Raw genomic sequence first — 25640 nt, forward strand, 5'->3', positions numbered from 1 at the left:
GAGCCCATGACCCCAAGCGTTGTCGATTCCCACTGTCATCTCGATTTTGACGATTTTGCCGCTGACCGTGCGGAAGTTTTGCTACGCGCGCGGCAGGCGGGAGTCGAGTCGATCCTGATTGCCGCTGTGCGCCAGCCGGATTGGGGACGAGTGCGCAGCTTGGCGGAGTCGGAAGCGGAGATCTGGGGCGCTGCCGGAGTACATCCGAATGAACCGGTCACAGAGACTCCGCGCTATCAAGATCTTCTCGCTGCCCTGGACCATGAAAAGATTGTCGCCGTTGGCGAAACGGGTCTGGATTATTTTCGCTCCGAGGGAGACCTTACCTGGCAGCAAGAGCGCTTGGCGCGGCACGTTGCCGCCGGGCGGGCAACCGGCAAACCCCTGATCATTCATACCCGGGAAGCGGCTGCCGATACCCTCGCCTTATTGCGCAGCGAGGGTGCCCGTGATTGTGGTGGGGTCATCCATTGTTTTACCGAAACCCTCGATTTTGCCCGTCAGGCAATGGATTTGGGGTTTTACATTTCGTTCTCCGGCATCGTTACCTTCAAAAACGCCAAAGAGTTGCAGGAAGTCGCCAAATTCATCCCGCAGGAGCGGCTGTTGATTGAGACGGATGCGCCGTATTTGGCGCCAGTGCCGATGCGCGGTAAACGCAACGAACCTGCTTTTGTTGCTCATGTCGCACGGTTTCTTGCGGAGTTGCGCGGAGAAGATCGCGACAGCCTGGCGGCGGTGACTTCGCAGAATTTTCGTCATCTGTTCAAATTGCCGGAGCCGGAATGCGCATTCGCTTCCTAGGTACGGGTTCCAGTGCTGGGACGCCGCAGATTGGCTGCGATTGTGCCGTGTGTCGCAGTGCAGATCGCCGGAATCAACGCAGCCGGGCGAGCATCCTGGTAGAAGAGCAGGATACCCGGATTCTCATCGACACCGGCCCGGATTTGCGTATGCAAATGTTGCGTGCCGATGTTCGGCACTTGGACGCTGTTTTTTATACCCATTTTCACGCCGATCATATCAACGGGATCGATGATCTGCGTGCCTTCAATTTTCTGGACAAGCGAGTGATTTCCTGTTTCGCTGATGCGCGTACGGCACGCGAACTGGAAGAGCGTTTTCGTTATTGTTTTCTTCCCCCTGATCCGGGCTGGGCAAAGCCGTCACTGTCGATGACGGGCATCACGGCGAAGCAGCAGGTGGGCACGATCACCGTCTTGCCCGTACCAGTTTTGCACGGCAACCTGCCCATTTATGGGTATCGCTTTGGTGGAGCGGCCTACCTGACGGATCTGAAAACCATCCCAGAAGAAAGCTACGCACTGCTGCAAGATCTGGATCTTCTCATCCTCGACTGCCTGCGCGAGGAAGAACATCCGACCCATGTGAACCTTGCCGAGTCTCTGGCGCTTGCGGTGCGGATTGGTGCCCGGCAAACCCTCCTCACCCATATGACCCATGATCTGGATTATCAAAAACTTTGTTCCGTTCTGCCGGAGAATATTGCCCCAGCGTATGACGGGCTGGAATGGAGAATATAGCTTTTTATTTTATTCTGTTTCATTTATCCGTATAAATTCCGTATCGCGGAAACAATATCTTATTGCGGAAAGAAATATGCTGGTCTACTCTCCAATACAGTCGCGGAGGGTAAATCTATTTAGTAAATTGCTATATATGTAAATTATGATGTACCTGGCTTGCGGCTTCCTGCCTCTTTTGAGGTAATTTGATGTTGGTCAGGAGGATAATTATGTCAATACAAGAAATGCCTGAATATTCATCTCCCTATCGTTGGGTCATGGCGGCAATCACTGGGGTCATCATGACCACCAGCTTCATCTCTCTCACCTCATTTGGCGTATCGGCGCCAGCCATGGCGGCGGCGATGCATGTTTCTGTGCAGTCGCTATCTGCTGCTGGCATCGATGCCTTTTCGGTGGGTTTATTTATCGCTTTTTTTCTCGGTCATGGTGGGATATTTGATACCCGGATTCGCCTGGGAGTCTTAGTTGCGCAGCTCTTCTTGATCGTTCCGCAGATTCTCATCCCCATTCTCATGCCGATCACGCAGTCTTTGGTGCTGCTGATCGTATTTCGATTTTTGCAGGGGCTCATGATCATGATGATCGCCCTGTTTTCCCTGCAACTTGCGGGCTGGTTTCGCTCCAGTCAACGTGGAATCTCGCTCGCGGCGATGTTGGGTGCCATTACCCTGGGCGGTGCCGTTGGTGGAGTGATTACCGGAGATCTCGCATCTATGGGCTGGCGGGTCGTGTATTTCATTACCGCAGCGATCATGATCGCCGGTGCGGTGGTGTACTTTGTCTTTGCCCGGGATGCCAGCAGTCATGCCGAGGGAATCAAAAAATCCAAGGCCGAGCACCGCAAGCACAAGTTGTGGTCTTATCCCATGACCTGGATCATGGGTATTGTGCAAATTCCCAATAACTGGACGCTTTTCACGATTGGCGGATTTTTGCCCATTTATGCTTATCATCTAGGTTATAAGCCAGAAGAAACTGGTAACGTAATGTTTATTTGGGGATTGATGGGTTTTGCGGCTGCTGTACTCGGTGCGCTGCTCGGTGATTACTGGGCAAAACGGGACAATACGCACCGGAATTTCGTGAACGCTCGCCTCGGTGTGATCAGTTTGGCAAATGTGTTCATCATTGTCGGTGCCCTGATGATTCTTTACATTGCGCCGATCTCCTATCCCTTGCTCCTCCTGTCGGCGTTGGTCGTGGCGTGCACGATGGCAACGCCACCCAATTACTGGGCCTCGCCCTGTAATATCTTTCCGGTTGCGACGATGGGTGCGGGTGCCTTCGCCATCGGTGTCATCTCAAACTCGGTGAGTGCCATCGGTCCGGTGGTATCGTCGATTATCATTCACACCGTTGGCTGGAATGGGGTGTTTTGGGTGATGGTAGGGCTCGCAGCGGTGGGGCTCGGCGTGAACTATCTGGCGAGTCAGACGCGCCTGCCCATAGAAATCGAGGGAGAAGCAGATAGTTCTGCGAGTTGTGCCGCCGGCCTCAGTCATTGAGTCGGTACTGGCGCGTCGAGATCGAGGATAACGGTAAGTCCCTGTAAGCGTTGCTCGATGCGCCGGGCGGTCTCTTGCAGCAGAGGTATCCACTCCTCTAGACGACGGTGAATGGGCGAAGAAATGCTCAGACCCACTAGGCACGGAAGGGGAGTACGAACGAGGACGCCGAGACAGCCAACGCCGATCTCGGCTTCCTCGTCATCGCGCGCATACCCGTCTTTCTGTGCTTGCTGTGCGGTATCCCACAGGCTAGCGAGCTGAGTGATGGAATGTGAGGTGAGCGCAGGTAACCCGGTGCGTTCGGCGTAGTCCCGTACCCAGTCGTAGCCATGCTCGGCCAGCATCCATTTGCCCACTGCGGTGCAGTGCAGGGGGGCATGTGAGCCAATGACCTGTTCCACGCGCATCATTCGGGGAGAGAGGACACGCTCGATGTACAGTACCTCGTCCTTTTGTTGGATGGTCAGATTTACGGTTTCCCCGATCTGATCCCGTAACCACGCCATGGCTGGCCGTGCGAGGGCACGGAGATCGGCGCGACTGTGGACCAAGCGGCTCCAGTCGAGCAGGCGTGGGCCGAAGCAATAATTTCCCTGCAGATCCCGCTCGACCAGACCATTTTCCTGGGCAGACGCGAGGATGCGAAAGGCAGAGGATGGGGCCAGGCCAGTACAGGCAGACAGCACTTTCAAGGAAGTGCTGCCACCCTCTTCGGCAAGCGCGTCCAGCAACAGGCGCAAACGATCAATAACCTGCACGGAACTGCGACTGATGGGATCCGTATTTTTCATATTGCGGAATATATACCTTATTGCGGAAACTGTATATCTCTTCTACCCTAAAAGGCACGATCTGACTACGGGATGCCAGTACCATGACGCAAGTACCCTCATTGCCCCCCCACGCCCCTGATTTCTGCGCTGGCATGTTTTGCTACGGCGAGGCTTGGCCAGAATTTGACCGTTTGGGAAGCGCAGCAGTCATCCGGGAAGGGTCGCGGGAGATCCCTGATCCCGCCGACGAAAGTGTCGTCTATCAGACCCTGTTGCTCGCCGACGCCCTGCGTTACTGCACCCTGCAGGTCTGTGCCGCCAAGTCGTCCGGACACCCCGGGGGATTTGCCTCTAGCGCGGATATCTATGCGGCTTTGGTCATGCTCGGACACACCAATATCGTGACTGAAGTCGGGCATCATGCGCCAGGGTTCTACAGCGCGATGTTTCTCGATGGTTCCCTGGAGGCCATGCAGATCCAGAACATGAGCGATTTCATGGCACGTTTTCGCGAGCGCCACGGCCTACTGGGGCATCTCTCCGGGGCTATCCCCGGTCTCCTGGCACCGGCGGGGCCGCTCGGGCAGGGGCAGCACTTTGCTATGGCGGGGGCGCTGTTACATCCCGGCACCTTGTTTCCCGTCACCATCGGTGACGGCGGCTTTGGTGAACCCTATGTGCTGAGCAGCATGAAGCACTTCCACTTTGCCTATCCGCAGGTCACCAACTATTTGCCCATATTGATCTGGAATGGCTTCAGTCAGGAGCATCACTCCATGGTCTCGCGCATGAGCAATGGCGAGATGGTTGCCTACTGGAAAGCGCACGACTTCGACGAAGTCATCCTGATCGACGCCAAGGATTTTGACGACGCTGGTCAGTCTGGGCCCTATGTGGATTCGTCCAAATTTTCCTTCGCGCAGCGCCTCGCTTTCATGAAGGCAGTGCTCGCGGCAACGGCCAAGGCGTCAGACTCGGCCTTGCAGGGGCGCCACACCGCCGTCATTTTCAAGCAGCTAAAGGGCGCTGGCGTGCATGTCACGGGAGCGAAATCCCATAATCTGTATCCCAAGGATACTCCGGACTCTCCCGAGATCCACGCCGCTTTGCAGCGTCTGGCGCTGGCGCCAAAGGCCTGGGCTCTGGTGCGGGAAAATGCCCGCCGCGCCGGTGGTGGCCCTGCGGCGCAGACGGTGGTCACGGAGACGACTCTCGACCTGGCGCCCTTGGGTTCCTTCCCCATGCAGGATTTCGCCGTGGGCGAGCAGGTGGTGCCAGCTACGGCCTTCGGCGCACTGGTGGCTTGGCTCGGCCAGCAGGATCGGCGTTTTGTGGTGACCAATGCCGATGGTAACGAGGCTTCGGCGATGAAAAATATCAACGATGCCCTGAAGATTCGCCATCCCACGGAAGACCCGCTCTACAACCAGATGCCCAACGGCCAGGTCTATGAGCCGCTCAACGAGGATGCCTGCGCCGGTCTTGCCACAGGCTTGGCCTTGTTTGGCGGTCGCTCCCTCTGGTTGTCGTACGAATCCTTTGCCATCAACGGCTGGCCTATCGTGCAGACCGTGGGGCAGGCGATGGCGGAATTACGGCGGCCGACGCCTTCGGTGGTTTGCATGTTCACCGCTGGTGCCCTGGAGCAAGGACGGAACGGCTGGACGCATCAGCGTCCCGAAATCGAGAACTATTTTGCCGCGCAGATGCGCAATGGCAATGTCTTTCTGCTCTACCCCTGCGATGCTAATGCGGTGCAGGCGGCCTACGAATATGCGGTAGAGAGCCAGAACAAGGTGATGGTGATCATTGCCTCCAAGAGCCCGTTGCCCGTTCACCTGGATATGACGACGGCGCGGATGGCGATCCGGCGGGGTGCGGCACTGTTGCACGAAAGCACCGGCACGCGGGCAACGGTAACCCTGGCGGTCACCGGAGATATGGCCCTGCAGCCGGTTTTTGCCGCAGGCGACGAGCTGGCGGCGCAGGGCTACGGGGTGCGCATCGTCAGCGTGCTCAATCCGCGCCAGCTCTACCGGGAGAGTGATGTGGCAGTCGACACCGTGGCGGAACCGGATCGAGATTTCCTGCCGGATGCCGAATTTCATGCGTTGTTTGCTGGCGAGATCCTGTTGGGCATCAGCGGCGGCGGATCGGCGCCGCTGGAGCCGATCTTCCTGCGTAGCCGTGCCCAGCATCGCGATACCTTGGCGTGGCGTCGCGGTGAAACCACGGCAAGTGCGGGCGAGCTCATGGCGTTCAATGGGCTGACCAGCGCGGCCATCGTGGCCAGGGTACAGGCCCTGTCAGCCTGAATTGGGGCGGTGAAAATGGGCGAGGCGAGCAGCAAAATTATCGTCATCGACGACGACCCGACCGGCTCGCAGACGGTGCACTCCTGTCCCCTGCTCCTGCGCTGGGACGTGCAGACCTTGGTCGAGGGGCTGGCGGACCCATCACCGCTCTGCTTTATCCTGAGTAACAGTCGAGGGATGACGGCGGCGGAGGCGGCGCGGGTGACGCGGGAAATCGCGGGGAATCTACGTACGGTGCTGGCGCAAAGCGATGCCGAGGATCCGCCGCCCCTTCTCGTCAGTCGTTCGGACTCTACCCTGCGCGGTCATTATCCCTTGGAAACGGATGTGCTGGCCGAGGTCCTCGGGCCTTTCGATGCCCATTTTCTGGTACCCGCCTTTTTTGAGGGCGGCCGGATTACCCGCGATGGCACACACTACGTACGTCAGAACGGGCGGGAGATCCCCGCGCATGAGACCGAATTTGCCCGCGATTCGGTCTTTGCCTACCAACACAGTTACCTCCCCGATTACGTCGCGGAAAAGACCCAGGGCCGGATTCCCGCCTCCAGCGTTCAGCGGATCTCCTTGCCGGAACTGCATGCAGGTTGTCTGCCGCGCCTGCTGACTTTGCAGGCCAATGCCTGCGTGGTCGTAGATGCCGAAAAACCAGAGGATCTGGCGGCCTTCGCCCGCGACGTCAAACAGGCAGTAATGCAAGGAAAACGCTTTCTCTTTCGCAGTGCCGCCAGTCTGCTGACGGCGCTCGCTGACTTGCCCCCGCAGCCGGTTCCGCCAGAGGAAATGTACCGCTGGGTGCGCGGTAACCGTCCTGGTCTGATCCTGGTTGGCTCACACGTGCGCAAGACGACGGAACAACTGGAACGCCTCTTGGCGGAGCCGGATCTGCAAGGGATCGAGGTGGATGTCGATGTCTGTCAGGGCGCGGCGGGGGATGCGCAGCTCGCGGAAATCCGGCAACAGGCAGAAGTCATCCACCCCAGCGGCAAGGATATTGTCCTCTACACCAGCCGCGTCGAACGCCAGTTTCCGGATCAAGATACGCGCCTTGCCTTTGGGATGGCGGTATCCGCATTCCTGATGCGTGCCTTACAGGCCATGCCTGCAGACCTGGGATTTTTGATCAGCAAGGGTGGCATTACCTCCAATGACGTGCTGAGCCAGGGGTTGGCCTTGCGTCAGGCCCGGGTTTTGGGACAGATCCTGCCGGGTTGTTCGGTGCTGCAATGTCCTGCGCAGCATCCGCAGTTTCCCGCACTGCCCGTGGTGATTTTCCCGGGCAATGTCGGCGATGCGGATGCCCTTGCCTTGGCGCGTCGTCGCCTGCACGGAGAGTCCTGAGCATGGAAGAGAGCACGCATACTCCGGCAGAGCAGGATTTTTTGCGGGCGCTGGCCGCGGCCCTGCCTGCCGAGCGGGTGCGCAGTGGCCGGGAATCCTTGCAACCCTACGAGTGTGACGGGCTTTCGGTATTGCGGGAACTGCCCCTGTGCGTGGTTCTGCCGCAGGATCGCGAGGAGGTACAGACGCTTCTGCGCCTGTGCCGGCAATATCAGATTCCGGTCGTTCCGCGCGGAGCCGGTACCGGGCTCTCCGGGGGTGCGCGGCCGGTGGCGGGCGCGGTGCTTTTGTCTTTGGCGCGGATGAATCGCATCCTGGATATCGATCTGGAAAATCGGACGGCTCGCGTCCAGCCGGGGGTGCGCAATCTGGCTATCAGCCAGGCGGTTCGACCTTTTGGCTTCTATTATGCCCCCGATCCCTCTTCGCAGATTGCCTGCAGCATTGGTGGGAATGTGGCGGAAAATTCGGGTGGCGTGCATTGTCTCAAGTATGGGCTGACGGTGCATAACGTCCTCGCCTTGGAGGTACTCACTGCCGATGGAGAAGTCCTTCATCTCGGTGGACTGACGCCGGAGGTGCCCGGCTATGATCTCCTCGCCTTGTTCATCGGTTCCGAAGGGCTACTGGGTATCGTGGTGGAAGTTACCGTACGGCTGCTGCCTGTCCCCGAAAACACCGTGGTCCTGCTGGCCGCCTTTGCCGAGCTCGGCCTTGCCGCAGATGCCGTCAGTGCTATTATCGCTGCTGGCATCATCCCTGCCGGACTGGAGATGATGGATCGCTTGGCCATCCAGGCGGCCGAGGATTTCGTGCATGCCGGCTACCCGCGCGATGCCGCTGCCATTTTGCTCTGTGAACTCGATGGGAGTGCGGAGGAATTGGTGGAACGCGTTGCTTTGGTCGAGGAGATTCTGCGCCGCCAAGGGGCGGACAGCATCCGCGTAGCTCGAGATCCGGATACCCGTGCCCTGCTCTGGAAAGGACGTAAGGCGGCTTTCCCTGCCGTGGGCCGTATGGCGCCGGATTATTACTGTATGGACGGCACCATCCCGCGCGGGCGCCTAGCTGAGGTCCTGGAGCGGATCGCCCGATGGTCGGAGGAAATCGGGCTCGCAGTAGCGAACGTCTTCCACGCCGGCGATGGCAATCTGCATCCTCTGATTCTCTACGATGCCAATGCAGCTGGGCAGATTGCTGCTGCGGAGTCTTTTGGCCAGCGGATCCTTGCCCTGTGTGTGGAGGTAGGCGGCAGCATCACCGGAGAACATGGGGTAGGGGTGGAGAAATTGGATAGCATGTGTGTACAGTTTTCCGCTGCAGAGCTGGAGACAATGCATCGGATCAAGGGAGCCTTTGATCCCGAAGGACGCCTGAATCCCGGGAAAGCCGTACCGACCCTGCATCGTTGTGCCGAGTTGGGGGCCATGCATGTGCATGGGGGCGTCCTGCCATTTCCCGAGCTGGAGCGCTTTTGAGATGGATATCACTGGGCGCTTGCAGGAGCAGGTCCAGGATGCCTATGCCGCCCAGCGCCCACTGCGTATTCGTGCAGGTACTACCAAGTCTTTTTATGGTCGTCCGGTAGACGCCGACGCCGAACTCGATCTGCGCGAACATAGCGGGATTGTCGATTACCAACCGGCGGAGCTTTATGTGACGGTGCGCGCCGGAACTCGGTTGCGCGAACTGCAGGAAACCCTTGCCGGGCAGAGTCAGACCTTGGCCTTTGAGCCGCCCTGTCATGGCGAAGACTCTACCATTGGTGGGGTTGTCGCCTGCGGCTTTTCCGGCCCGGCGCGGCCCTACGCCGGTTCCGCGCGCGACCACCTGCTGGGGGTACGAATCCTGGATGGACGCGGGCAAGACCTGCGCTTTGGCGGGCACGTCATGAAGAACGTGGCGGGCTACGATCTCTCGCGACTGATGGTGGGCGCCCAGGGTAGCCTTGGGGTATTGCTCGAACTCAGTCTCAAGGTCTTGCCCCTCCCGGCGCGGCACATGACCTTCGTGCAGGAACGCCAAATGGCCGCGGCAATCAAAGAACTGCAGCGTTGGGAGGCCCAGCCGGTCCCCTTGAGCGCCTCTGCCTGGATGGACGGGCAACTCTATCTGCGCTTTTCTGGCGCGGAGTCCGTCCTTGCCGGTCTACGTGCGTGCGTGGACGGAGATCTTTTCCTACCTGACGAAGCCACTCGTTTCTGGGCGCAGCTACGGGATCAACAACTTCCCTTTTTTGCTTCTGGGTCACCCCTGTGGCGTCTGGCGCTGCCAACCGGCACTCAGCCCGTACTGTCGGAATTGCCGCAAGTGTTGGAGTGGGGTGGCAGTATCCGTTGGCTGCGCGGCGATGCCAGTGCAGAAGAGATCCGCGCGCAGACGGCCAGTCGAAATGGCTATGCCATTCAGTATCGGGGCGAATCAAACTCGCAGCCCTTTCCTCCACTGCCTGAGCCTCTGCGCACCTTGCACGGACGCGTCAAAGACGCCATGGATCCCCGGCACATTCTCAATCCCGGCCGCCTCTATACGGATTTGTGAGGTGAAAAATGCAATGTGAGATCGCCCCGAATTTCCACAATGACGAGGATATGGCCGAGGCCGAGGCGATTTTGCGTAGCTGCGTACATTGCGGTTTCTGCACGGCTACCTGTCCCACCTATCAGATCCTGGGCGACGAGCTCGATGGGCCGCGCGGGCGCATCTATCTCATCAAGGAGTTTCTGGCAGGGGCGCCGACGAGCAGTGAAAGCCTGACCCATCTGGATCGCTGTTTGCTCTGTCGCGCCTGCGAAACGACCTGTCCCTCCGGTGTGCGTTACGCGCGCCTGGTGGAGATTGGCCGCCGCAATCTGGAGCCGCATCTCGGTCGACCGGCAAGCGAGCGCCTGCAACGCGCGTTGTTGCGTAGCATCATCCCATATCCACAACGCCTGCGCCCACTCTTGCAGATCGCGCAATGTGTCAAGGTGGTGCTGCGAGAGGACTGGGCGCGGCAGATTCCGGACTGCCCAGCGCCGACTGCCGCATCGGAACTCGAAGGTTCCAAGCAGCCTCGGGTGCTGTTGCTGGCAGGTTGCGTGCAAAGTGTCAGCACGCCGGCCACCAATCTGGCGTTGCAGAAGATTCTCGATTACCTGCAAATTCCCTGGCGGGTTCCCGCCACGGCCGGTTGCTGTGGTGCCCTTAGCCTGCATTTGAGTGCGGAAGAGGAGGCACTCGGCTTCATGCGGCGTAATATCGACGCCTGGTGGCCCTGGATAGAGCAGGGCGCGCAGGCCATTCTCGTGAGTGCCAGTGGCTGTGGGGCAATGGTCAAGGAATATGGCCAAGCGTTGCAGCATGATCCCGCCTACGCCGAAAAGGCCCGGCGCATTGCCGAATTGGCTCGTGATCCCGGCGAGTGGCTGCTCGAAGAAAAATTTGAATTTCCCAGCTTTGCTCCCAGCCAGAGGAAGGTAGCCTTTCATTCTCCCTGCTCGTTGCAGCATGCCCAGAGACTATCTGGAAAAATTGAAATTCTGTTGCAGCGCGTTGGCTATGATCTGGTACCGGTGGCGGACGCCCACCTCTGTTGTGGTTCGGCTGGCAGTTACTCCCTGTTGCAGCCCGACCTCGCAAAGGAGTTGCGCGAGCGCAAATTGTCCTGCCTGGAGGCAAAAGCGCCCGATTGCATTGCCACCGCCAATGTGGGTTGTCAGCTGCACTTACAGCAAGAGGCAGGTGTGCCCGTGCGGCACTGGCTAGAACTGTTGGCCGACGCCTTACCCGAAACGTTGCGCGCTGGTGAGAGACAGTCGCCCACCCAAGCATAGCAGTGCCGCTGTATTCCGCGCTGTCTCGCGCAAGTGATCGGCTCCCTCCCGGAATAGCTCGGTCTCTTCTCCCAGGCTAGGGAGACTGGTCAGGACGACGTCGATCCCGATCTCGCGCAAGGCGTCGGTATCGCCGGAGCGGGATCCGGCCAGGACAATCAGCGGCTTCCCCAGACGCTGGCAGCGTTTGGCGATACCGGCAATCGTCTTACCGTGGGTAGTCTGGGCATCGATGCGGCCTTCCCCGGTGAGGATCAAGTCGGCGGCGCGGATCTTTTCGTCGAGATTGATGAGATCGGCAATGCTGTCGATGCCAGGGCGCAATCGGGCACCCAGAAAGGCGAGGCAGGCGGCACCCACGCCACCGGCGGCACCGCTGCCCGGAATGTGACGGATGTCCCGGCCGATACTGTGCTCAATGCAGTGCGCGAAATTTTTCATACCGCTTTCCAGCACTTCAATCGCAATCTGGTCGGCTCCCTTTTGTGGACCGAACATCCGCGTCGCGCCGGAGTCTCCCAGCAGGGGGTTGTCGACGTCGCAGATAATCTCTACGCCGCAGTTCTGCAAACGTTCGTCGAGACGCCCAGCGTCGATGGAACGCACCTGCGCCAGGGCGGCACCGCATGGGGACAGGACTTGCCCATCGCTATCGTAGAAGCGAATTCCCAAGGCCGCGAGCAGGCCCATGCCGCCATCATTGCTTGCGCTTCCTCCAATGCCCATCACGATTTTTTGACAACCATGATCGAGCGCGGCACGAATCATCTCGCCGGTGCCTGTGCTTGCGGTGCGCAACGGATCTCTCTCCTTGGCATCCAAAAGCAGCAGGCCGCTGGCGCGCGCCATCTCGATGATGGCGGTGTGACCACCGTCGACGATACCAATGTATGCTTGGATCTCGCGACCAAGTGGATCGTGCACTACGGTCGCGACCCGTGTTCCCGGTAGTACCTGCAAAAGCAGGTCCAGGGTACCCTCGCCGCCGTCGGCAAGAGGCAAGCGCTGATATTGCCAGTCGGGGAATACGGCAGCAAAACCCGCTTGCATGGCGCTAGCGGCCTCGCCTGCAGTCAGACTACCCTTGAAATGGTCGGGGACGATCAGCACCTGCATGATGTTTCCGTTGATGAGGCAGACATATTACCTTGCTAGTGTAGCGCAGGTGCCCTATCGAAGAGGGGATGGTTGGTCTGCAGTGGCTACGAATCCTTGCAAGCCGAGGCCGAATGACCCAACACGGAATGGACGGTTGTGCAGCGGAGCAGACTTTGACATCCGTATCAGAAAAACTTATTATCAAGGGACTAAAGTGCTTAGAGATAAGGGCGGCTCAGAATGTCATGCTACGTAGTGGAGCGTTACGCTAAAGCGGAAGGGCAGTAGGCGTGGCAACGGTTACAAAAATCACGCATCAGGCGCTTGAGCGGGAATCAGCCCATTCTGAGGTTGAATGCACATACGACGTCATCACAGACAAGGAAGGCCACCGTTTTCTCCAATTAGATACTTATGGTTCCAAAGGGCGCCAATTAAAGGGAAAAAAGAGCCAAAGCATTCGGCTTTCTCAGGCAGCTATTGATGAGATTAAGGCAATTATTAAAGAGCATAAATTGTGAGTCGCTGATTTCCAACCTTGTGCTCAACCCGGACGCCCTACATGCCGCTTCGCGGCATTCCGGTCGCCGGTTAGCTCCGGGTTAGGCGTCACAACAGATACGGGAGTTCTATGAAGCTAGCAGAAGCCCTTGTCATCCGTGCGGATACTCAGAAGCAGCTAGAGCAGCTTAAATACCGAATGCTTCGCAACGTGAAGGTTCAGGATGGTGAAAAGCCGGCGGAGAATCCCATCAAGCTAATTGCCGAATACGAGGCAGCAGCGGCGGAGCTGGGCCGATTGATACGGCAGATCAATATCACCAACTCGAGAGCAACAGTCCTTGGACGTACCATGACGCAAGCGCTCGCAGAGCGTGACGTGTTGAAGCAGAGACAGGCGATGTATCGAGATCTTGCGGAAGCCGCCACCGTCACTCAGTCAGTGAGCTTTCGATCCGAGATTCGATTCAGGAGCTTCGTATCTGTCCCGGAGATTCAGAAGAAGGCTGATATGGCGGCAAAGGAACTGCGAGAACTCGACGCACGAATCCAGGAGGCAAATTGGCGGATTGATCTCTTAGATTACTGAGATGCTGGTAGCCAGTATTGGAGGGCGAGCGCTACCCCACCGGCGGGGAAATGCCGGAAGGGTTGGCGCTGGGGCGGCGCCGCGCGGGTTCGACTCTCGCAAAAGTTACAGAGATGCCCAGGAAGCTCACATTAGCACGGTGTACTATCAACGTTCACGACCGAGTGCTGACTTCAAGACTGGTGAGGGCGGGTAAGGGGAATCGGCGCGGCTCCGTCGCGCTGTGCGTCTCACCTCAGATGGCTACGTCGATGATGTCTATCCATCCATTCAAGGCCGGCGGCCTCGAAGCCGCTTAATTCAAACCTGAATAAATCCCAAAGTTGGGGTTGAATGATCTCCCAGTTCTTGCTTTCTCTTGGCCTTTGCCGCTATTCTCAAGGCTTAGAGAACGCTAGGGGCGTCCCGACTGGGGCTGAGAAGTACCCTTGGAACCTGATCCGGTTCAGACCGGCGTAGGGAAGCGGCCAATTCCTGGCGTTCGCGGATTGCAAAAGGAGCAACGCCATGGCAACTCGTCCGCAGGACGTCAATATTCTTCCGAGCGCTAGCGAAGTCACTACCGGTCCCATTCCGGGATCGCGGAAGCGCTACACCTCCGGCACGCTCTTCTCCGAACTGCGCGTGCCCCACCGTGAGATCGAACAAACTCCGACCCGGCAGCGGGATGATTCCCTAGTGCAGAACCCCGCTATCCCCGTCTATGACGTGAGCGGGCCGTACACCGATCCGGCGGTGAATATCGATATCCGCGCGGGTCTGATGCCGCAGCGCTGGCACTGGTCCTGGGTCTTTCCGGATACGCTGGTGCACAGCATCGAGCCCTCATCTGCCTATGGTCGCCAGCGCCAAGAGGATCCCAAGACCGCTGCCATCCGCTTTCAGCGCCGCGCCGAGATCCGCCGCGCGGCACCGGGCGGGAATGTGACGCAGATGCATGCGGCGCGACTTGGCATCATCACCCCCGAGATGGAGTATGTCGCCATCCGCGAAAACGAGAACCTGGAGCAGCTGCGCGCGACCCATCCGGAGTTGTTCCGCAGTCATCCCGGCGAAAACTTCGGGGCAAAATTGCCGGAACGCTACACGCCGGAATTTGTGCGGGAGGAGATTGCCGCAGGTCGGGCGATCATCCCCGCCAACATCAACCACCCCGAACTCGAACCCATGGCCATTGGCCGCAATTTTCGCGTCAAGATCAATGCCAACATCGGCAACTCGGCGGTCAGCAGCTCCATTGCTGAAGAGGTGGAGAAGATGGTCTGGGCCATCCGCTGGGGGGCCGATACGGTCATGGATCTCTCCACCGGCAAGCACATCCACGAAACGCGGGAATGGATTCTGCGCAACTCGCCGGTGCCCATCGGCACGGTGCCCATTTATCAGGCGCTGGAAAAGGTCGATGGCAAGGCCGAGGAGCTGACCTGGGAATTGTTCCGCGATACCCTCATCGAGCAGGCGGAGCAGGGGGTGGACTATTTCACCATCCATGCGGGGGTCTTGCTGCGCTATGTACCGCTGACGGCCAATCGTCTGACGGGCATCGTCTCCCGCGGTGGTTCGATCATGGCCAAGTGGTGTCTGGCGCACCACCAGGAAAATTTCCTCTACACCCACTTTGCCGAGATCTGCGAGATCATGCAGGCCTATGATGTCAGCTTCTCCCTGGGCGATGGGCTGCGGCCTGGATCGATTGCCGATGCCAACGACGAGGCCCAGTTTGCCGAACTGCATACCCTCGGCGAGCTCACCCAGATCGCCTGGCAGCACGACGTACAGGTGATGATCGAGGGACCGGGGCATGTGCCCATGCAACGCATTCGCGCCAACATGGAAGAAGAGCTACAGCACTGCTTTGCGGCGCCTTTTTATACCTTGGGGCCGCTGACGACGGACATTGCGCCGGGCTACGATCACATCACCAGCGCCATCGGTGCTGCGCAGATTGGTTGGTACGGTACCGCCATGCTTTGTTATGTCACGCCCAAGGAGCATCTTGGCCTGCCGGACAAGGAAGATGTGCGCGAAGGGGTGATGGCTTACAAGCTCGCCGCCCATGCCGCGGATCTGGCCAAGGGCTATCCCGGTGCGCAGGTGCGCGACAATGCGTTGTCCAAGGCGCGTTTCGAATTCCGCTGGGCGGATCAGTTCCATTTGGGTCTCGACCCCGAAAAGGCGCAGGCCTATCACGATGAGACCCTGCCCCAGGAAGGCGCCAAACTCGCGCACTTCTGCTCCATGTGCGGTCCCCATTTCTGCTCGATGAAGATCACGCAGGATCTGCAGGAGTACGCGGAGCAGGGAATGCGCGAGATGTCTGCGGACTTTCAGCGCCTCGGCAAGAACATCTATCTCAAATCCTGAGCCTTGGCTCAGAGATACACGCCGAGCACCCCCACAAAGGTCAGGATGAGGGCAAGGGCGGCAAGGAAACGGGCGAAGAGCCCGTAACCGCGCAGCGCCTTCGCCGCTGCTGCCCAATACTGCCCATCCAGGGCGCGGCGCAGACGCTTCATCGGCGCAAAGGCGAGGTGAAAGGCGCCGAGGGCGGCAATCGTCCCCAACACCACCATGATCCACACCGCCACCCCGAGGCTGCCAAAACCGCCGATGCTGCTCACCATGGCGTAACCGCTCAGCAGCAGGAGCAGAGCAGCGAAGATTCCCCCGAAAGAGAAGGCCTGGATGGCTTGCGCAAGCGAGTGCCAGGACTGGGGCGTATGCTCCAGGCGCAGCCAGCGCGGCAGTAGGTAAAAACCGAGGAACACCAGCCCGCCGATCCAGTAGAACAGCGCAACCAAGTGAAAAAACTGCCAGATGGCAAATTGAGGCATGATTTCCTCCAATAAAAAAAGGGGCCCGAAGGCCCCAAGGATACGCTACCGATGGAACTCGTGACTACTTGAAGCGCTTGCGGGTATAGAGATACATGATCCCGGCAATGCTCAGGTAGATCAATGGCAAAAAGAAGATAAAGTCTTCCAGATCCGTGTAATGCATGGTCGCCTCCTAGCGTGAAGAGATGCCTTTCTGATTCAGCTCTTCATCCTGGCGGTCGAACATCGCTGCGCCAGAAGCGGAAATCAGAACGATCATCGTGGTACCTACCAGCCAAGCAAAGTACCAGGGGCCATAGTCGCCGGTAATCACCGCCAGAAACAGAGCGAAGGCGAGAATTACGAAACCGGTAATAAATGTCAGCAAGCCTTTCATGTTGGCCTCCTATCAGTACGCGTGGTCGTCACTGGCGGCAGGTGCCTTGACCTTGCCGCGCATGACATTGAAGCACCAGGTGGTGTACGCCAGGATCGTGGGGACGAAGATTGCGGTGAAGATCGTCATCCAGATCAGGTTGTACTGACTACCCGTACCATTCCAGACGGTGATGCTCTGCGCCGGGTTGTCGCTGGAGGGCATGAGGAAGGGGAACATCGAGATGCCTACCGTACCCAGGATGCTGATCCAGGAAATGGCGCCCAACCACCAGGCCAAGCCAGCCTTCTGCGCCCGCATGGCAAAAGAGCCCGCCAGCATGGCCAGGATGCCGATCAAGGGAACGAGCCACAGGATCGGCGCACTGTGGTAGTTGTTGAGCCAGGCCCCTGCCTCGCGGGTTACGTTCTGCGCTGCCGAGATATTGGCAGGCATGCTCGGGTCCGCATCATGCAGCACATAGCCAGTCTTGGCAGAGATCCAGATGCCGCCGACGACGAAAAGGATGGCACTCAACACGCCCGCCACCGAGCCGATTTTCTTGGCACGGCTGTAGATCGGGTCGACACCACGAATCATCAGCATGGCAGAGCCCTGATAGATGGCCATACTCAGGGCCAGCACACCGGAGAGGATTGCGAAGGGATTCAGCAGGTACCAGATGAAGGACTCGGTCTGGTAGTACTGGCCATCCCAGCCAAAGTGGAATCCGACGCCCTCGAGGATATTCCCGATGGCCGCGCCGTAGATGATCATGGGCAGGGCCCCGGAAATCAGGAAAACCCAGTCCCAGGTGGCGCGCCATTTCTCGGTGGGAACCTTGGAGCGATACTCAAAGGCTACCGGGCGCATGATCATGCTGAACAGCAGCAGAATCATGACGATGTAAAAGACCGAAAAGGAAGTGGCATAGAGGCTGGGGAAGGCCGCAAAAATGGCGCCACCACCCAGGATGAACCAGACCTGATTGCCGTCCCAGTGCGGCCCGACGATGTTCAGGGCCTCACGCCGCTCGCCATCGGTTTTGCCGACAAAGCGCATCAGCGCGCCGACACCCATATCCATACCCACCATGATGGCCAAGCCCATGAGCAGAACGCCCAGGAGTAACCACCACAAGACTTTCAGAAAAACATATGCATCCATTGTCTGCTCCTTGTGCGGCGAGGCGCGGGGCCTCGCCAATGCTGCTCAGGACCGATTCATGCTCGACTTGGCAAAGGCCGGCTTGCCTGCCATGCCGCCACCTGCCGCCGGTTCCTCTCCATGATGATGGCTTTCCTGCGGCCCCAGACGCGCATATTTGAACATCAGGTAGAGCTCTGCCGCGATGAAGGTACTGTAGAGCAGTACAAAGCCGATGAGAGAGAAGATCATGTAGCTGACGCTGTGACTGGAGGCCGATACGAAGGTCGGCAGCCAACCATAGACGGTCCAGGGTTGACGGCCATTCTCCGCCGTAATCCAGCCGAATTCACAGGCGATCCAGGGCAACGGCACACTCCACAAGGCGATCTTGAGGAACAACGGGTGTTTCTCGATCTCGTTCTTGAGGCTGTAGTAGGCCGCGAAGGCGAAGAGCACCAGCATGAAGAAGCCGGCTGCCACCATCAGACGGAACGCCCAGAACTCGACCCAGACGTTGGGAATAGTCGCCTTGGCCGTCTTGTCGAGCACGCTTGGCAGGTTGCTGGCGTCGACCTTGGCGAGATCCTGATCCGGGGCAAATTCCTTGGCCAGGAAGCCATAGCCCATGTCTTTTTCATATTGCTTGAAGGTTGCCAGCGCTGCCGTGTCGTTGTGATCGGCATTGTAGGCCTTGAGGGCAATCATCGCCTTAATGCCATTTTCGATGCGGGGCTTGGCATCCTGTTCCAGATTCTTGATGCCGGGGATGATGGTGTCCATGCTGTGCGTCAACAGGGGTGTCAGCACATAGGGAATCCCCAGTTCAAAGTCATTCTTCTGGGCCTCCCGATTGGGCAGGGCGATCAGGTTCCAGGGCGCTGAGACCGGATTCGGATCGGTTTCCCAGATGGCTTCCATGGCGGCCAGCTTGGTCGGCTGGGTATGTGCCACCAGATAGCCCAGGGCATCACCAAGGGTGATGACACCGACTGTAGAGATCACGCCGAAGATGGCCGCCAGACGGAAGGAGCGCAGGGCGATATCCCGACGTTTCTTGGTCAGCAGGTAGTACGCTGATACTGCCATGACGAACATCGAGCCAGTGACAAAACCGGCGATGGAGGTATGCACAAACTTCGCCTGGGCATCGGGATTGAAGATCAGTCCCACGAAGCTGGTGAACTGCATGCGCATGGTGTTGGGATCGAAGGTGCCACCCTGCGGGTCCTGCATGAAGCCGTTGGCGATCAGGATCCACAAGGCGGAGAGGTTAGAACCCAGGGCGACCAGATAGGTGACCACCAGATGCGCCTTGGGCGACATGCGATCCCAGCCGAAGAACATGACGCCGACGAAGGTGGACTCCATGAAAAAGGCCATGAGTCCTTCAATCGCCAGGGGGGTGCCGAAGATATCGCCAACGAAATGCGAGTACATGGACCAGTTGGTACCAAACTCGAACTCCATGGTCAGGCCGGTGGCGACACCGAGCGCAAAGTTGATGGCAAAGAGCTTGCCCCAGAACTGGGTCATCTCCTTATAGATCTGCTTCCCGGTCACCACGTATACCGTTTCCATGGTGGCGAGAATGAAGGTAAGCCCCAAGGTCAGGGGTACGAAGAGAAAGTGGTAGAGCGCTGTCAACGCAAACTGCAAGCGTGACAGCTCGACGACCGTCGGATTGATCAGCATATCCATGAACTACCTCCTACAAAGACGCCGGTACGTTCTTTCCCGGCCCATAGCGGTGCAGATTTTTTTCTGCCCGCACTTTTTCCCCTTGCTTTGCGACATTTTTGTTTGGCAATAAATGACTGTACCGTTGCAGAAAACCTGCAGAATCCCCGCCAGTACCAAGCTGGCTGCGGCGGCGAAACTCCTCAATGCTGCTCAGGCGGCGGCCCTGATTCTCTGCTCCCGGATAAAGAAGAGTTTCTTCTGGAAAACGCTCCAGCAGGGCGTGGAGTCTAGCAAGCAAGCGAACTTTGGCCTGACCCCGCAGCTTTGGATGCAGACCGCGTACCAGGATCGTTTCTCCGGTGAAGAGGCGATCATTCCAAGCATACGTCAAGGCGCAGGGAGTGCGACCGGGGGTATGAAATACCCGCAGGGACTCCTCACCAAAATACAGCACATCCTCATCACGAATACGCATATCGACACTGGCTGCATCGACACTCTCGTGGGCGGCAAGCCTAGCCCCCCAGTTTTCGCGCAGGGTCTCGGCAGCTTTCTCGTGGCTGACGTTCCAGTGGGTGACCAGGATGAGGCGCAGTTGTAAGCCCCGGCTACGCAAAAATTCCTCGACCGCCGGTAGATGAGTCTCGGCAACATCGATCACCACCGCCTCACGGGTAATCGGATCGCCCAGGATATAGGCGAGAGAACCTTCTTTCTCGGAGCAGATCTGACGAAAAATCATGAGACGAACCTCGTAACTATTGCAGGCATATTCAGCAAAGACTATGCCAATGTCCGAATTGCCTGGTTGATCCCCAGGAATGGCTGATGTACTTTGGCGTGGACCGGACGAACCTCGATGGATAAGGGCGACGGCAGAGAAAAACTGCCAAAAATGGCAGAATCGTTTGGCAGAGCTGCTATAATTGGCAGAGCGCTGCCGCCAGGGGGATTGTCAATGCTCAAACAATTGCGTCCGGAACTGACCTCGCTGCTCGACTGTTTTGCATTGCCTGCTGTTTTGCTCGAGGCAGATCATACGGTGCTTGCCGCCAACCAGGCGTATCGCAAACAGTTTGGCGACGGTAAGCCGCTGCAGGGGCGGCATTGCGACGAGATCCTGCGCACCGCGGGGATGCTCTGTGATGACGCGGGTAATGAATGTCCGATGGCGCGCTGCCAGCAGAGCAACGAGGCGGCGCATGCGCTGCGGATGCATGATGGTCGCGCCCTGCAGGTGGACTTGTTCCCGATACGCAACGCCGATGGCAAACCTGCCTATTTCCTTGAGCTCCTTACCCCGCTAACAGAGCAGAGTACCTCTACCGATGGGCTGGTGGGGCAGGGAGCGCGGATGCAGGAGCTTTCCCGCGCATTGCACCGGGCCGCCCCGAGTGATGTGCCAGTGCTTTTGCTCGGTGAATCCGGAACGGGTAAGGAGCTTGCTGCTGGCATGGTCCATCGGGCAAGTCAGAGGGCGCAGGGGGCTTTCGTGGTGCTGGATTGCTCGGGGCTTTCCGAGACGCTGTTCGAGAGTGAGCTCTTTGGCCATGAGAAAGGTGCCTTTACCGGTGCCCACAGTCGGAAAATCGGCCTTGCGGAGGCAGCGAATGGCGGGACCTTGTTTCTCGACGAGGTTGGCGACATCCCTCTGCCCCTGCAGGTCAAGCTTTTACGCTTGCTGGAGAGTGGGACGTTTCGGCGGGTTGGCGGCATTGAGCCGATCCGTTCCAGATTCCGATTGATCTCGGCCACCCATCGCGATCTGGAACGGATGGTGCGCGAAGGGACTTTTCGTCAGGATCTGTACTACCGCATCAGCACCTTCCCCATCACTCTGCCGCCCTTACGCGAACGGCGTGAAGATATTCCGCAACTAACGGAGTCCCTGCTCCACAATCTGGGGTATCCGCGCCTGCGCTTGAGCACGGCCGCCCTGGAGCTGCTGCTGGCCTATGACTTTCCGGGTAACGTCCGGGAGCTGCGTAATATTCTGAACCGCGCGGCATTGTTGACCGATGACGTGGCGATCCTGCCGGAACATCTGCCCACGGCTTTACAGCAGGAGCCTGCCACTACGAACGCCTCGCCGGCAACAGATTTCTCGGCAGTGGTTCCGTTGGAGGAACTGGAGGCCCGTTACCTGCGCTGGGCGCGGCTCCATCACGCAGGGGATCGCCGCAGTCTGGCGCATTCGTTGGGACTGAGCGAACGCACCCTGTATCGCAAGCTGGAGGCGATCGGTGATCCCAGCCAGAAAAGAGAATCTGATCATGGCGGATGATTCTTTGCCTGCCCTCGACTGGGCGCCAGGGTCCTGGCAACGACCGGGAGCGCAGGCAGATGCCCCGGTATTGTTGTTGCTGCATGGTCTCGGCGCCAGTCAGGAGGACATGCAGGCGGTGGCGGAGCTTCTGGATCCGCAGCGGCACTATCATCTGTTGACCCTGAATGCACCACGGCGGGCGGTGACCCTGAATCGTGGGTATGTGATGCCAGCCTGGTATGATCTTCTCGGCCTCGGCCCGGATTCGGCGGAAGACGACGCCGGGATGCAGGCAATCGCCCGGTCTCTGCACGCTGCACTGGCACCGCTGTTGCGCGGTAGGGAATTGATCTTGGCGGGATTTTCCCAAGGTGCCGCCTTATCCCTGTATTTGCACTTGCATGCGAGTTTTGCTGCGCGCGCCGTCCTGGTGTTCAGTGGCTATCTGCCCTTACGTCAGGATACCCCGCCGGCTTCTGACAACGCGGCGCCCATTTTCTGGGGCCACGGCACCTATGATGATGTGCTACCGCTGGAGTACGCGCAGTGGGGCGAGGAGATCCTGCAGCGCCAAGGCTATGCGGTGACCCGCCGGGACTACCCGATGGGGCACAGCATCGTTCCAGAGGAAATTGCAGCGGCGCGAGAGTTTCTCGTCGCCAGCGCCGTCCAGCCGACCTGATCACTCTGCGAAGATGAATTCCCCGAGCCCCCAGCGTGCGGCCAGGGTTTCCGTGGCGTTGAGCAGTTCCTCGGCACGGGTGGGATGATTGACGGGGGAGTTGGCGATGCGCCGCAGAATCTCCTCGCGGTCACTGCCCTGGGAGAGTAGATGAATCAGTTCCCCGGCATCGCGTCCAACGATTTCGCCGCCAAGCAGCTCTCCGCTGTCCATGTCGGCGAGGATGCGGGCGAAGCCGCGGGTATCGTCCTGCCCCAGGGCACGCGGAGAGGTCTCGAAAGCGGCAAAACCCACCGCTGGCTCGAAGCCTTCGTCCTCTGCGGCATCCTCATCCATGCCAATGCGCGCCAGCTCCACCGCCGAATACACCAGTTCCGGTACCCAAAGCGGACTGCGCTCGCGGCAGTTGCCGTCAAGGATATTGTCGATCACCAGGGTGGCATCGGCCAGGGCCTGATTGGCGTTCATGTACGGGCCGACCACATCGCCAATGGCGTAAATGCCACTTTCCGCCGTTTCCAGGTGCGCGTTAGTCTGCACAAAACCCCGCCCGTCGGTGGCAACCTGCGTGTTTTCCAAGCCGAGCCCGGCGGTATGGGCGGAACGCCCCGTGGCAAAGAGCACCCAGTCTGCCGTTTCACGCTCGCCGGCGCCATTCGCAACCCAGGCCTTGTCGTCATCGACGCCGGAATCGCTCACTGCAAAGCCGTGCTGTGCTTCGATCTGGAGTTCCTTGAGGGCATCCATGAGCGCATCCTTGGCTTGCGGCGAGTAGCGCAGGTGGTGCAGGGGCGCCGAGTTCACCAGCCAGCTTACTTCCTTGCCCAGTTGGGTGAAGATATAGGCGAACTCCGTGCCGATCACGCCGCCGCCGACAATGATGACCCGATCTCCCGCGGGTACGCCATCATCAAAGAGCATATCGCTGTGCAGAATCTTGCCGGCCTGCAACTGGGCACTCTGGGGCAGATGCGGTACGGATCCGGTGGCGATCACGCTGCTCTGTGTTTGGATTACTTCTTCGCCAGAGTTGGTCTGGATGGTAATTTCGTGCGCACTACGATAACTGCCGAGCCCTTGGTAGAGCTGCACGCCCAGGCGTTTGAGGTAGTCCGTGTAGCTCTCGCGCACCGTCTCGACGACCTTGCGCTGATGTTGCCAGGCTTGCGCCATGTCGCCTCGCAGTGCTGCACCGACGATTCCGCGCCCAGCAAAATGACGACTGTTTTCGATCCACTTGGCGGTTTCATGCCAGTCTTTTTTGGGCACACAGCCGCGGTTGAGACAGGTGCCACCCCAGGTATCTTTTTCGATGATGGCGACCTTTTTACCCCGTAAGGCGCCCAGCACGGCGGCACGATATCCGCCCGGACCACTGCCAATGATAACGATGTCGAATTCTTTCATAGGCCCCTCGAAGTGTTTTGCCCAGTGTACCCGTTTTTGCTGACAAACTCAGCCGTTGCGCAGGGTTTTGAGAGGGCTAGACCAAGGCCGCGATCTGGGTCAGGGTTCCCTCGATGTCTTGGGCGCTGTGTTCACTGCTGACAAAAAAGCGCAGACGGGCGCGACGCTCGGGAACGGCGGGATAGAGGATAGGCTGCACGTCAATGCCCGCCTGCAGCAATTGCTCTGAAAGCTGCACGGCGCGCAGAGAGCTGCCAACGATCCAGGGAACGATGGCGAAGCCCTGGCTGGGTCCAGGGTCGATACCGAGCTCTCGGAAACCTTCCAGCAAGCGCTGTCCTCTGTTTTGCAGCCGGCTCACCCGTTCGGGCTCCCGCTGCAGGATTTTCAGCGCCTGCAAGGCGGCGGCGCCATCGGCAGGTGACAGACCAACGCTGTACAAAAATCCTGGCGCCAGGTAGCGTAACTGATCGATGAGCTCCTGACTGCCGGCAACGAAGCCGCCGCAGCTCGCCAGGGTCTTGCTCAAGGTGCCCATCCAGATGTCGACTTCTCGACTATCTACGGAGAAATGGCTGGCGATGCCGCTACCACGGGGCCCCAGTACCCCGAGGCTATGCGCCTCATCCACCATCAGCCAAGCGGCAAAACGCTTTTTGATTTCCAGCAGGCGAGGTAGATCGGGGTAATCGCCGTCCATACTGTAAACTCCCTCTACCGCGATCAGGCAGCGCTCCGCCTGCCGCCGGTGGGTGCGGAGCAGCTCCGTCAGGGATTGCCAGTCGTTGTGGGGAAAGGGAAGACGCTGGGCTCCCGAGAGCTTTGCGCCCAGAACGATACTGTTGTGGGCATACTCGTCGTGCAGGATCAGATCCCGGGGCCCCAAGAGCTGCGCGATCATGCTGACGTTGGTAGCATGGCCGCTGACCAGCGCCAGGGCATCGTCCACCTCGTAAAAATCTGCCAGCGCGCGCTCCAGTGCCTGATGGAAGGGCCGTTCGCCGGAAACGATGCGACTGGCAGATACCGAAGTTCCATACTCGTCGATGGCCGCCTTGGCCGCCGCGCTGACTTCCGGGTGGCCCGCCAGTCCAGAGCGCTACGTGCGCGGCCGCGCCCGGGAACTCGGCCTTGCCGATCGTATCCGATATCTGCGCGGTAACCAGGTGAAGCAGCTCATTCAGAAGGTTCGCGGAGTGGTGCAGGTCAACAGCGGCACTGCACTGTGGGAACTCAGCAACTGGCTGGCGCACGCCCGCGCCTTGCTCTTTCCGTCCTTTGCCGAAGGATTCGGCTTGCCGGTGGTGGAGGCGCTGAGTGTGGGCACGCCGGTCATCGCCACTGACCTGCCGGCATTCCGTGAAGCCGCTGGCAGCATCCCCGAATATCTCGATCCCCTGGATGGACCGGCCCGGCCCGGCTCAACGCCTTGCGCGACTATCGGGACGGCAGACCCTGCTAGCACGCCCAGCGTGCCCACCTGCGCCAGGTACGCGCCGCCAATCCGCGAGCGCTGCTGATCTACAAACCGCATCCCGACGTGGTCGCCCGGCTGCGGGCACAGGGCGATAGTGAAGCACAGGCGCGCAAGCCTTGGTGGCAGGAGCCATACCGCGCCATCCTGCGCCGGGTCATTGGCGTGCGCTAGTCGAGTTACGGAACGGGAGATTGCGCGCTCGGCCGACGCAATATCCTGGAACGTAACACAACATTGGGGAGTTCGCGTATGGCTTGCACGGCATCGATCAGCTTCTGTTTCTGGTCGGCGCCAAGA

At 59.1% G+C, this 25640-nt stretch carries 23 protein-coding genes and 1 riboswitch; of the genes, 14 read left to right on the forward strand and 9 right to left on the reverse strand.

Annotation, left to right across the window (positions count from 1 at the left end; genetic code table 11):
• The first annotated feature begins 6 nt into the window (after positions 1-6).
• The 3 genes from MQE22_RS03300 (at position 7) to MQE22_RS03310 (ending at position 3055) form a co-directional block, all read left to right on the forward strand.
• Positions 7-804, forward strand: a complete 798-nt coding sequence (locus tag MQE22_RS03300; protein WP_215870933.1) for a TatD family hydrolase — start codon at positions 7-9, stop codon at positions 802-804.
• Positions 786-1544, forward strand: a complete 759-nt coding sequence (locus MQE22_RS03305) for an MBL fold metallo-hydrolase (RefSeq protein WP_215870934.1) — start codon at positions 786-788, stop codon at positions 1542-1544. Before MQE22_RS03300 ends, MQE22_RS03305 begins: the two co-directional genes overlap by 19 nt.
• Before the next feature lie 212 nt (positions 1545-1756).
• The gene (locus MQE22_RS03310; RefSeq protein WP_226827001.1) at positions 1757-3055 is read left to right on the forward strand and encodes an MFS transporter; all 1299 of its coding nucleotides are present in this window, start codon (positions 1757-1759) and stop codon (positions 3053-3055) included.
• On the opposite strand, the gene MQE22_RS03315 is transcribed toward MQE22_RS03310, so the two are convergent.
• Positions 3049-3849 (reverse strand): IclR family transcriptional regulator, encoded by an 801-nt coding sequence (locus tag MQE22_RS03315; protein WP_215870936.1) that lies wholly within the window; start codon positions 3847-3849, stop codon positions 3049-3051. The two genes, MQE22_RS03310 and MQE22_RS03315, sit on opposite strands and share 7 nt — an antisense overlap.
• A gap of 83 nt (positions 3850-3932) precedes the next feature.
• On the opposite strand from MQE22_RS03315, the gene MQE22_RS03320 reads away from it, so the two are divergent.
• From MQE22_RS03320 to glcF, 5 genes are read left to right on the forward strand one after another with little or no spacing between them, the layout of a single operon-like run.
• Positions 3933-6146 (forward strand): phosphoketolase family protein, encoded by a 2214-nt coding sequence (locus MQE22_RS03320; RefSeq protein WP_215870937.1) that lies wholly within the window; start codon positions 3933-3935, stop codon positions 6144-6146.
• A gap of 15 nt (positions 6147-6161) precedes the next feature.
• Positions 6162-7487 carry a four-carbon acid sugar kinase family protein gene (locus tag MQE22_RS03325; protein WP_215870938.1) on the forward strand — a complete coding sequence of 442 codons (1326 nt, stop codon included), beginning with the start codon at positions 6162-6164 and terminating at the stop codon, positions 7485-7487.
• Positions 7488-7489: 2 nt separating this feature from the next.
• Positions 7490-8965, forward strand: a complete 1476-nt coding sequence (locus MQE22_RS03330) for an FAD-linked oxidase C-terminal domain-containing protein (protein ID WP_215870939.1) — start codon at positions 7490-7492, stop codon at positions 8963-8965.
• A gap of 1 nt (position 8966) precedes the next feature.
• Positions 8967-10028, forward strand: a complete 1062-nt coding sequence (gene glcE, locus MQE22_RS03335) for a glycolate oxidase subunit GlcE (protein WP_226827003.1) — start codon at positions 8967-8969, stop codon at positions 10026-10028.
• Positions 10029-10036: 8 nt separating this feature from the next.
• On the forward strand, positions 10037-11302 hold the full coding sequence (glcF, locus tag MQE22_RS03340; RefSeq protein ID WP_215870941.1) for a glycolate oxidase subunit GlcF: 1266 nt from the start codon (positions 10037-10039) through the stop codon (positions 11300-11302).
• Here glcF and MQE22_RS03345 read toward each other — a convergent pair.
• Entirely contained in the window at positions 11252-12418 is a 1167-nt protein-coding gene (locus MQE22_RS03345; protein ID WP_215870942.1) for a glycerate kinase, read from the reverse strand. The genes glcF and MQE22_RS03345 overlap by 51 nt on opposite strands.
• 272 nt (positions 12419-12690) lie before the next feature.
• Here MQE22_RS03345 and MQE22_RS03350 point away from each other — a divergent pair, with 272 nt between their 5' ends.
• From MQE22_RS03350 to thiC, 3 genes are all read left to right on the forward strand, one after another.
• Positions 12691-12921 (forward strand): hypothetical protein, encoded by a 231-nt coding sequence (locus tag MQE22_RS03350; protein WP_215870943.1) that lies wholly within the window; start codon positions 12691-12693, stop codon positions 12919-12921.
• Positions 12922-13031: 110 nt separating this feature from the next.
• Positions 13032-13490: a DIP1984 family protein gene (locus MQE22_RS03355; protein WP_215870944.1), complete on the forward strand. Its 459-nt coding sequence runs from the start codon at positions 13032-13034 to the stop codon at positions 13488-13490.
• A gap of 386 nt (positions 13491-13876) precedes the next feature.
• A riboswitch (TPP riboswitch) is annotated at positions 13877-13969 on the forward strand.
• 28 nt (positions 13970-13997) lie between these two features.
• Entirely contained in the window at positions 13998-15854 is a 1857-nt protein-coding gene (gene thiC / locus MQE22_RS03360; RefSeq protein WP_215870945.1) for a phosphomethylpyrimidine synthase ThiC, read from the forward strand.
• An 8-nt stretch (positions 15855-15862) separates the two neighbouring features.
• Here the strand turns inward: thiC and MQE22_RS03365 are convergent, their stop codons facing one another.
• The 5 genes from MQE22_RS03365 to MQE22_RS03385 all read right to left on the reverse strand — a co-directional run bounded on the left by MQE22_RS03365 (position 15863) and on the right by MQE22_RS03385 (position 20253).
• A complete protein-coding gene (locus tag MQE22_RS03365) occupies positions 15863-16324 on the reverse strand; it encodes a hypothetical protein (RefSeq protein ID WP_215870946.1) in 462 nt (153 codons plus the stop codon).
• A gap of 175 nt (positions 16325-16499) precedes the next feature.
• The gene (locus MQE22_RS03370) at positions 16500-16703 is read right to left on the reverse strand and encodes a hypothetical protein (RefSeq protein WP_215870947.1); all 204 of its coding nucleotides are present in this window, start codon (positions 16701-16703) and stop codon (positions 16500-16502) included.
• Positions 16704-16715: 12 nt separating this feature from the next.
• Positions 16716-17849, reverse strand: coding sequence for a cytochrome d ubiquinol oxidase subunit II (gene cydB / locus MQE22_RS03375; RefSeq protein ID WP_215870948.1), 1134 nt, complete (start codon positions 17847-17849; stop codon positions 16716-16718).
• Between the two features lie 45 nt (positions 17850-17894).
• The gene (locus MQE22_RS03380; protein ID WP_215870949.1) at positions 17895-19529 is read right to left on the reverse strand and encodes a cytochrome ubiquinol oxidase subunit I; all 1635 of its coding nucleotides are present in this window, start codon (positions 19527-19529) and stop codon (positions 17895-17897) included.
• Between the two features lie 10 nt (positions 19530-19539).
• Positions 19540-20253 carry an MBL fold metallo-hydrolase gene (locus tag MQE22_RS03385; protein WP_215870950.1) on the reverse strand — a complete coding sequence of 238 codons (714 nt, stop codon included), beginning with the start codon at positions 20251-20253 and terminating at the stop codon, positions 19540-19542.
• Between the two features lie 216 nt (positions 20254-20469).
• Here MQE22_RS03385 and MQE22_RS03390 point away from each other — a divergent pair, with 216 nt between their 5' ends.
• On the forward strand, positions 20470-21795 hold the full coding sequence (locus MQE22_RS03390) for a sigma-54 interaction domain-containing protein (protein ID WP_255790106.1): 1326 nt from the start codon (positions 20470-20472) through the stop codon (positions 21793-21795).
• On the forward strand, positions 21785-22459 hold the full coding sequence (locus MQE22_RS03395) for an alpha/beta hydrolase (RefSeq protein WP_255790107.1): 675 nt from the start codon (positions 21785-21787) through the stop codon (positions 22457-22459). The genes MQE22_RS03390 and MQE22_RS03395 overlap by 11 nt, the downstream gene beginning before the upstream one ends.
• Here the strand turns inward: MQE22_RS03395 and MQE22_RS03400 are convergent, their stop codons facing one another.
• Positions 22460-23866 (reverse strand): dihydrolipoyl dehydrogenase family protein, encoded by a 1407-nt coding sequence (locus MQE22_RS03400; protein WP_255790108.1) that lies wholly within the window; start codon positions 23864-23866, stop codon positions 22460-22462.
• 76 nt (positions 23867-23942) lie between these two features.
• Positions 23943-24956: an aminotransferase class I/II-fold pyridoxal phosphate-dependent enzyme gene (locus MQE22_RS03405; protein ID WP_483190456.1), complete on the reverse strand. Its 1014-nt coding sequence runs from the start codon at positions 24954-24956 to the stop codon at positions 23943-23945.
• On the opposite strand from MQE22_RS03405, the gene MQE22_RS03410 reads away from it, so the two are divergent.
• On the forward strand, positions 24877-25386 hold the full coding sequence (locus tag MQE22_RS03410; RefSeq protein WP_255790109.1) for a glycosyltransferase: 510 nt from the start codon (positions 24877-24879) through the stop codon (positions 25384-25386). The two genes, MQE22_RS03405 and MQE22_RS03410, sit on opposite strands and share 80 nt — an antisense overlap.
• Positions 25387-25640 lie beyond the last annotated feature (254 nt).

The organism is Acidithiobacillus sp. YTS05, assembly GCF_024396695.1.
GTDB classification, from domain to species: domain Bacteria; phylum Pseudomonadota; class Gammaproteobacteria; order Acidithiobacillales; family Acidithiobacillaceae; genus Igneacidithiobacillus; species Igneacidithiobacillus copahuensis.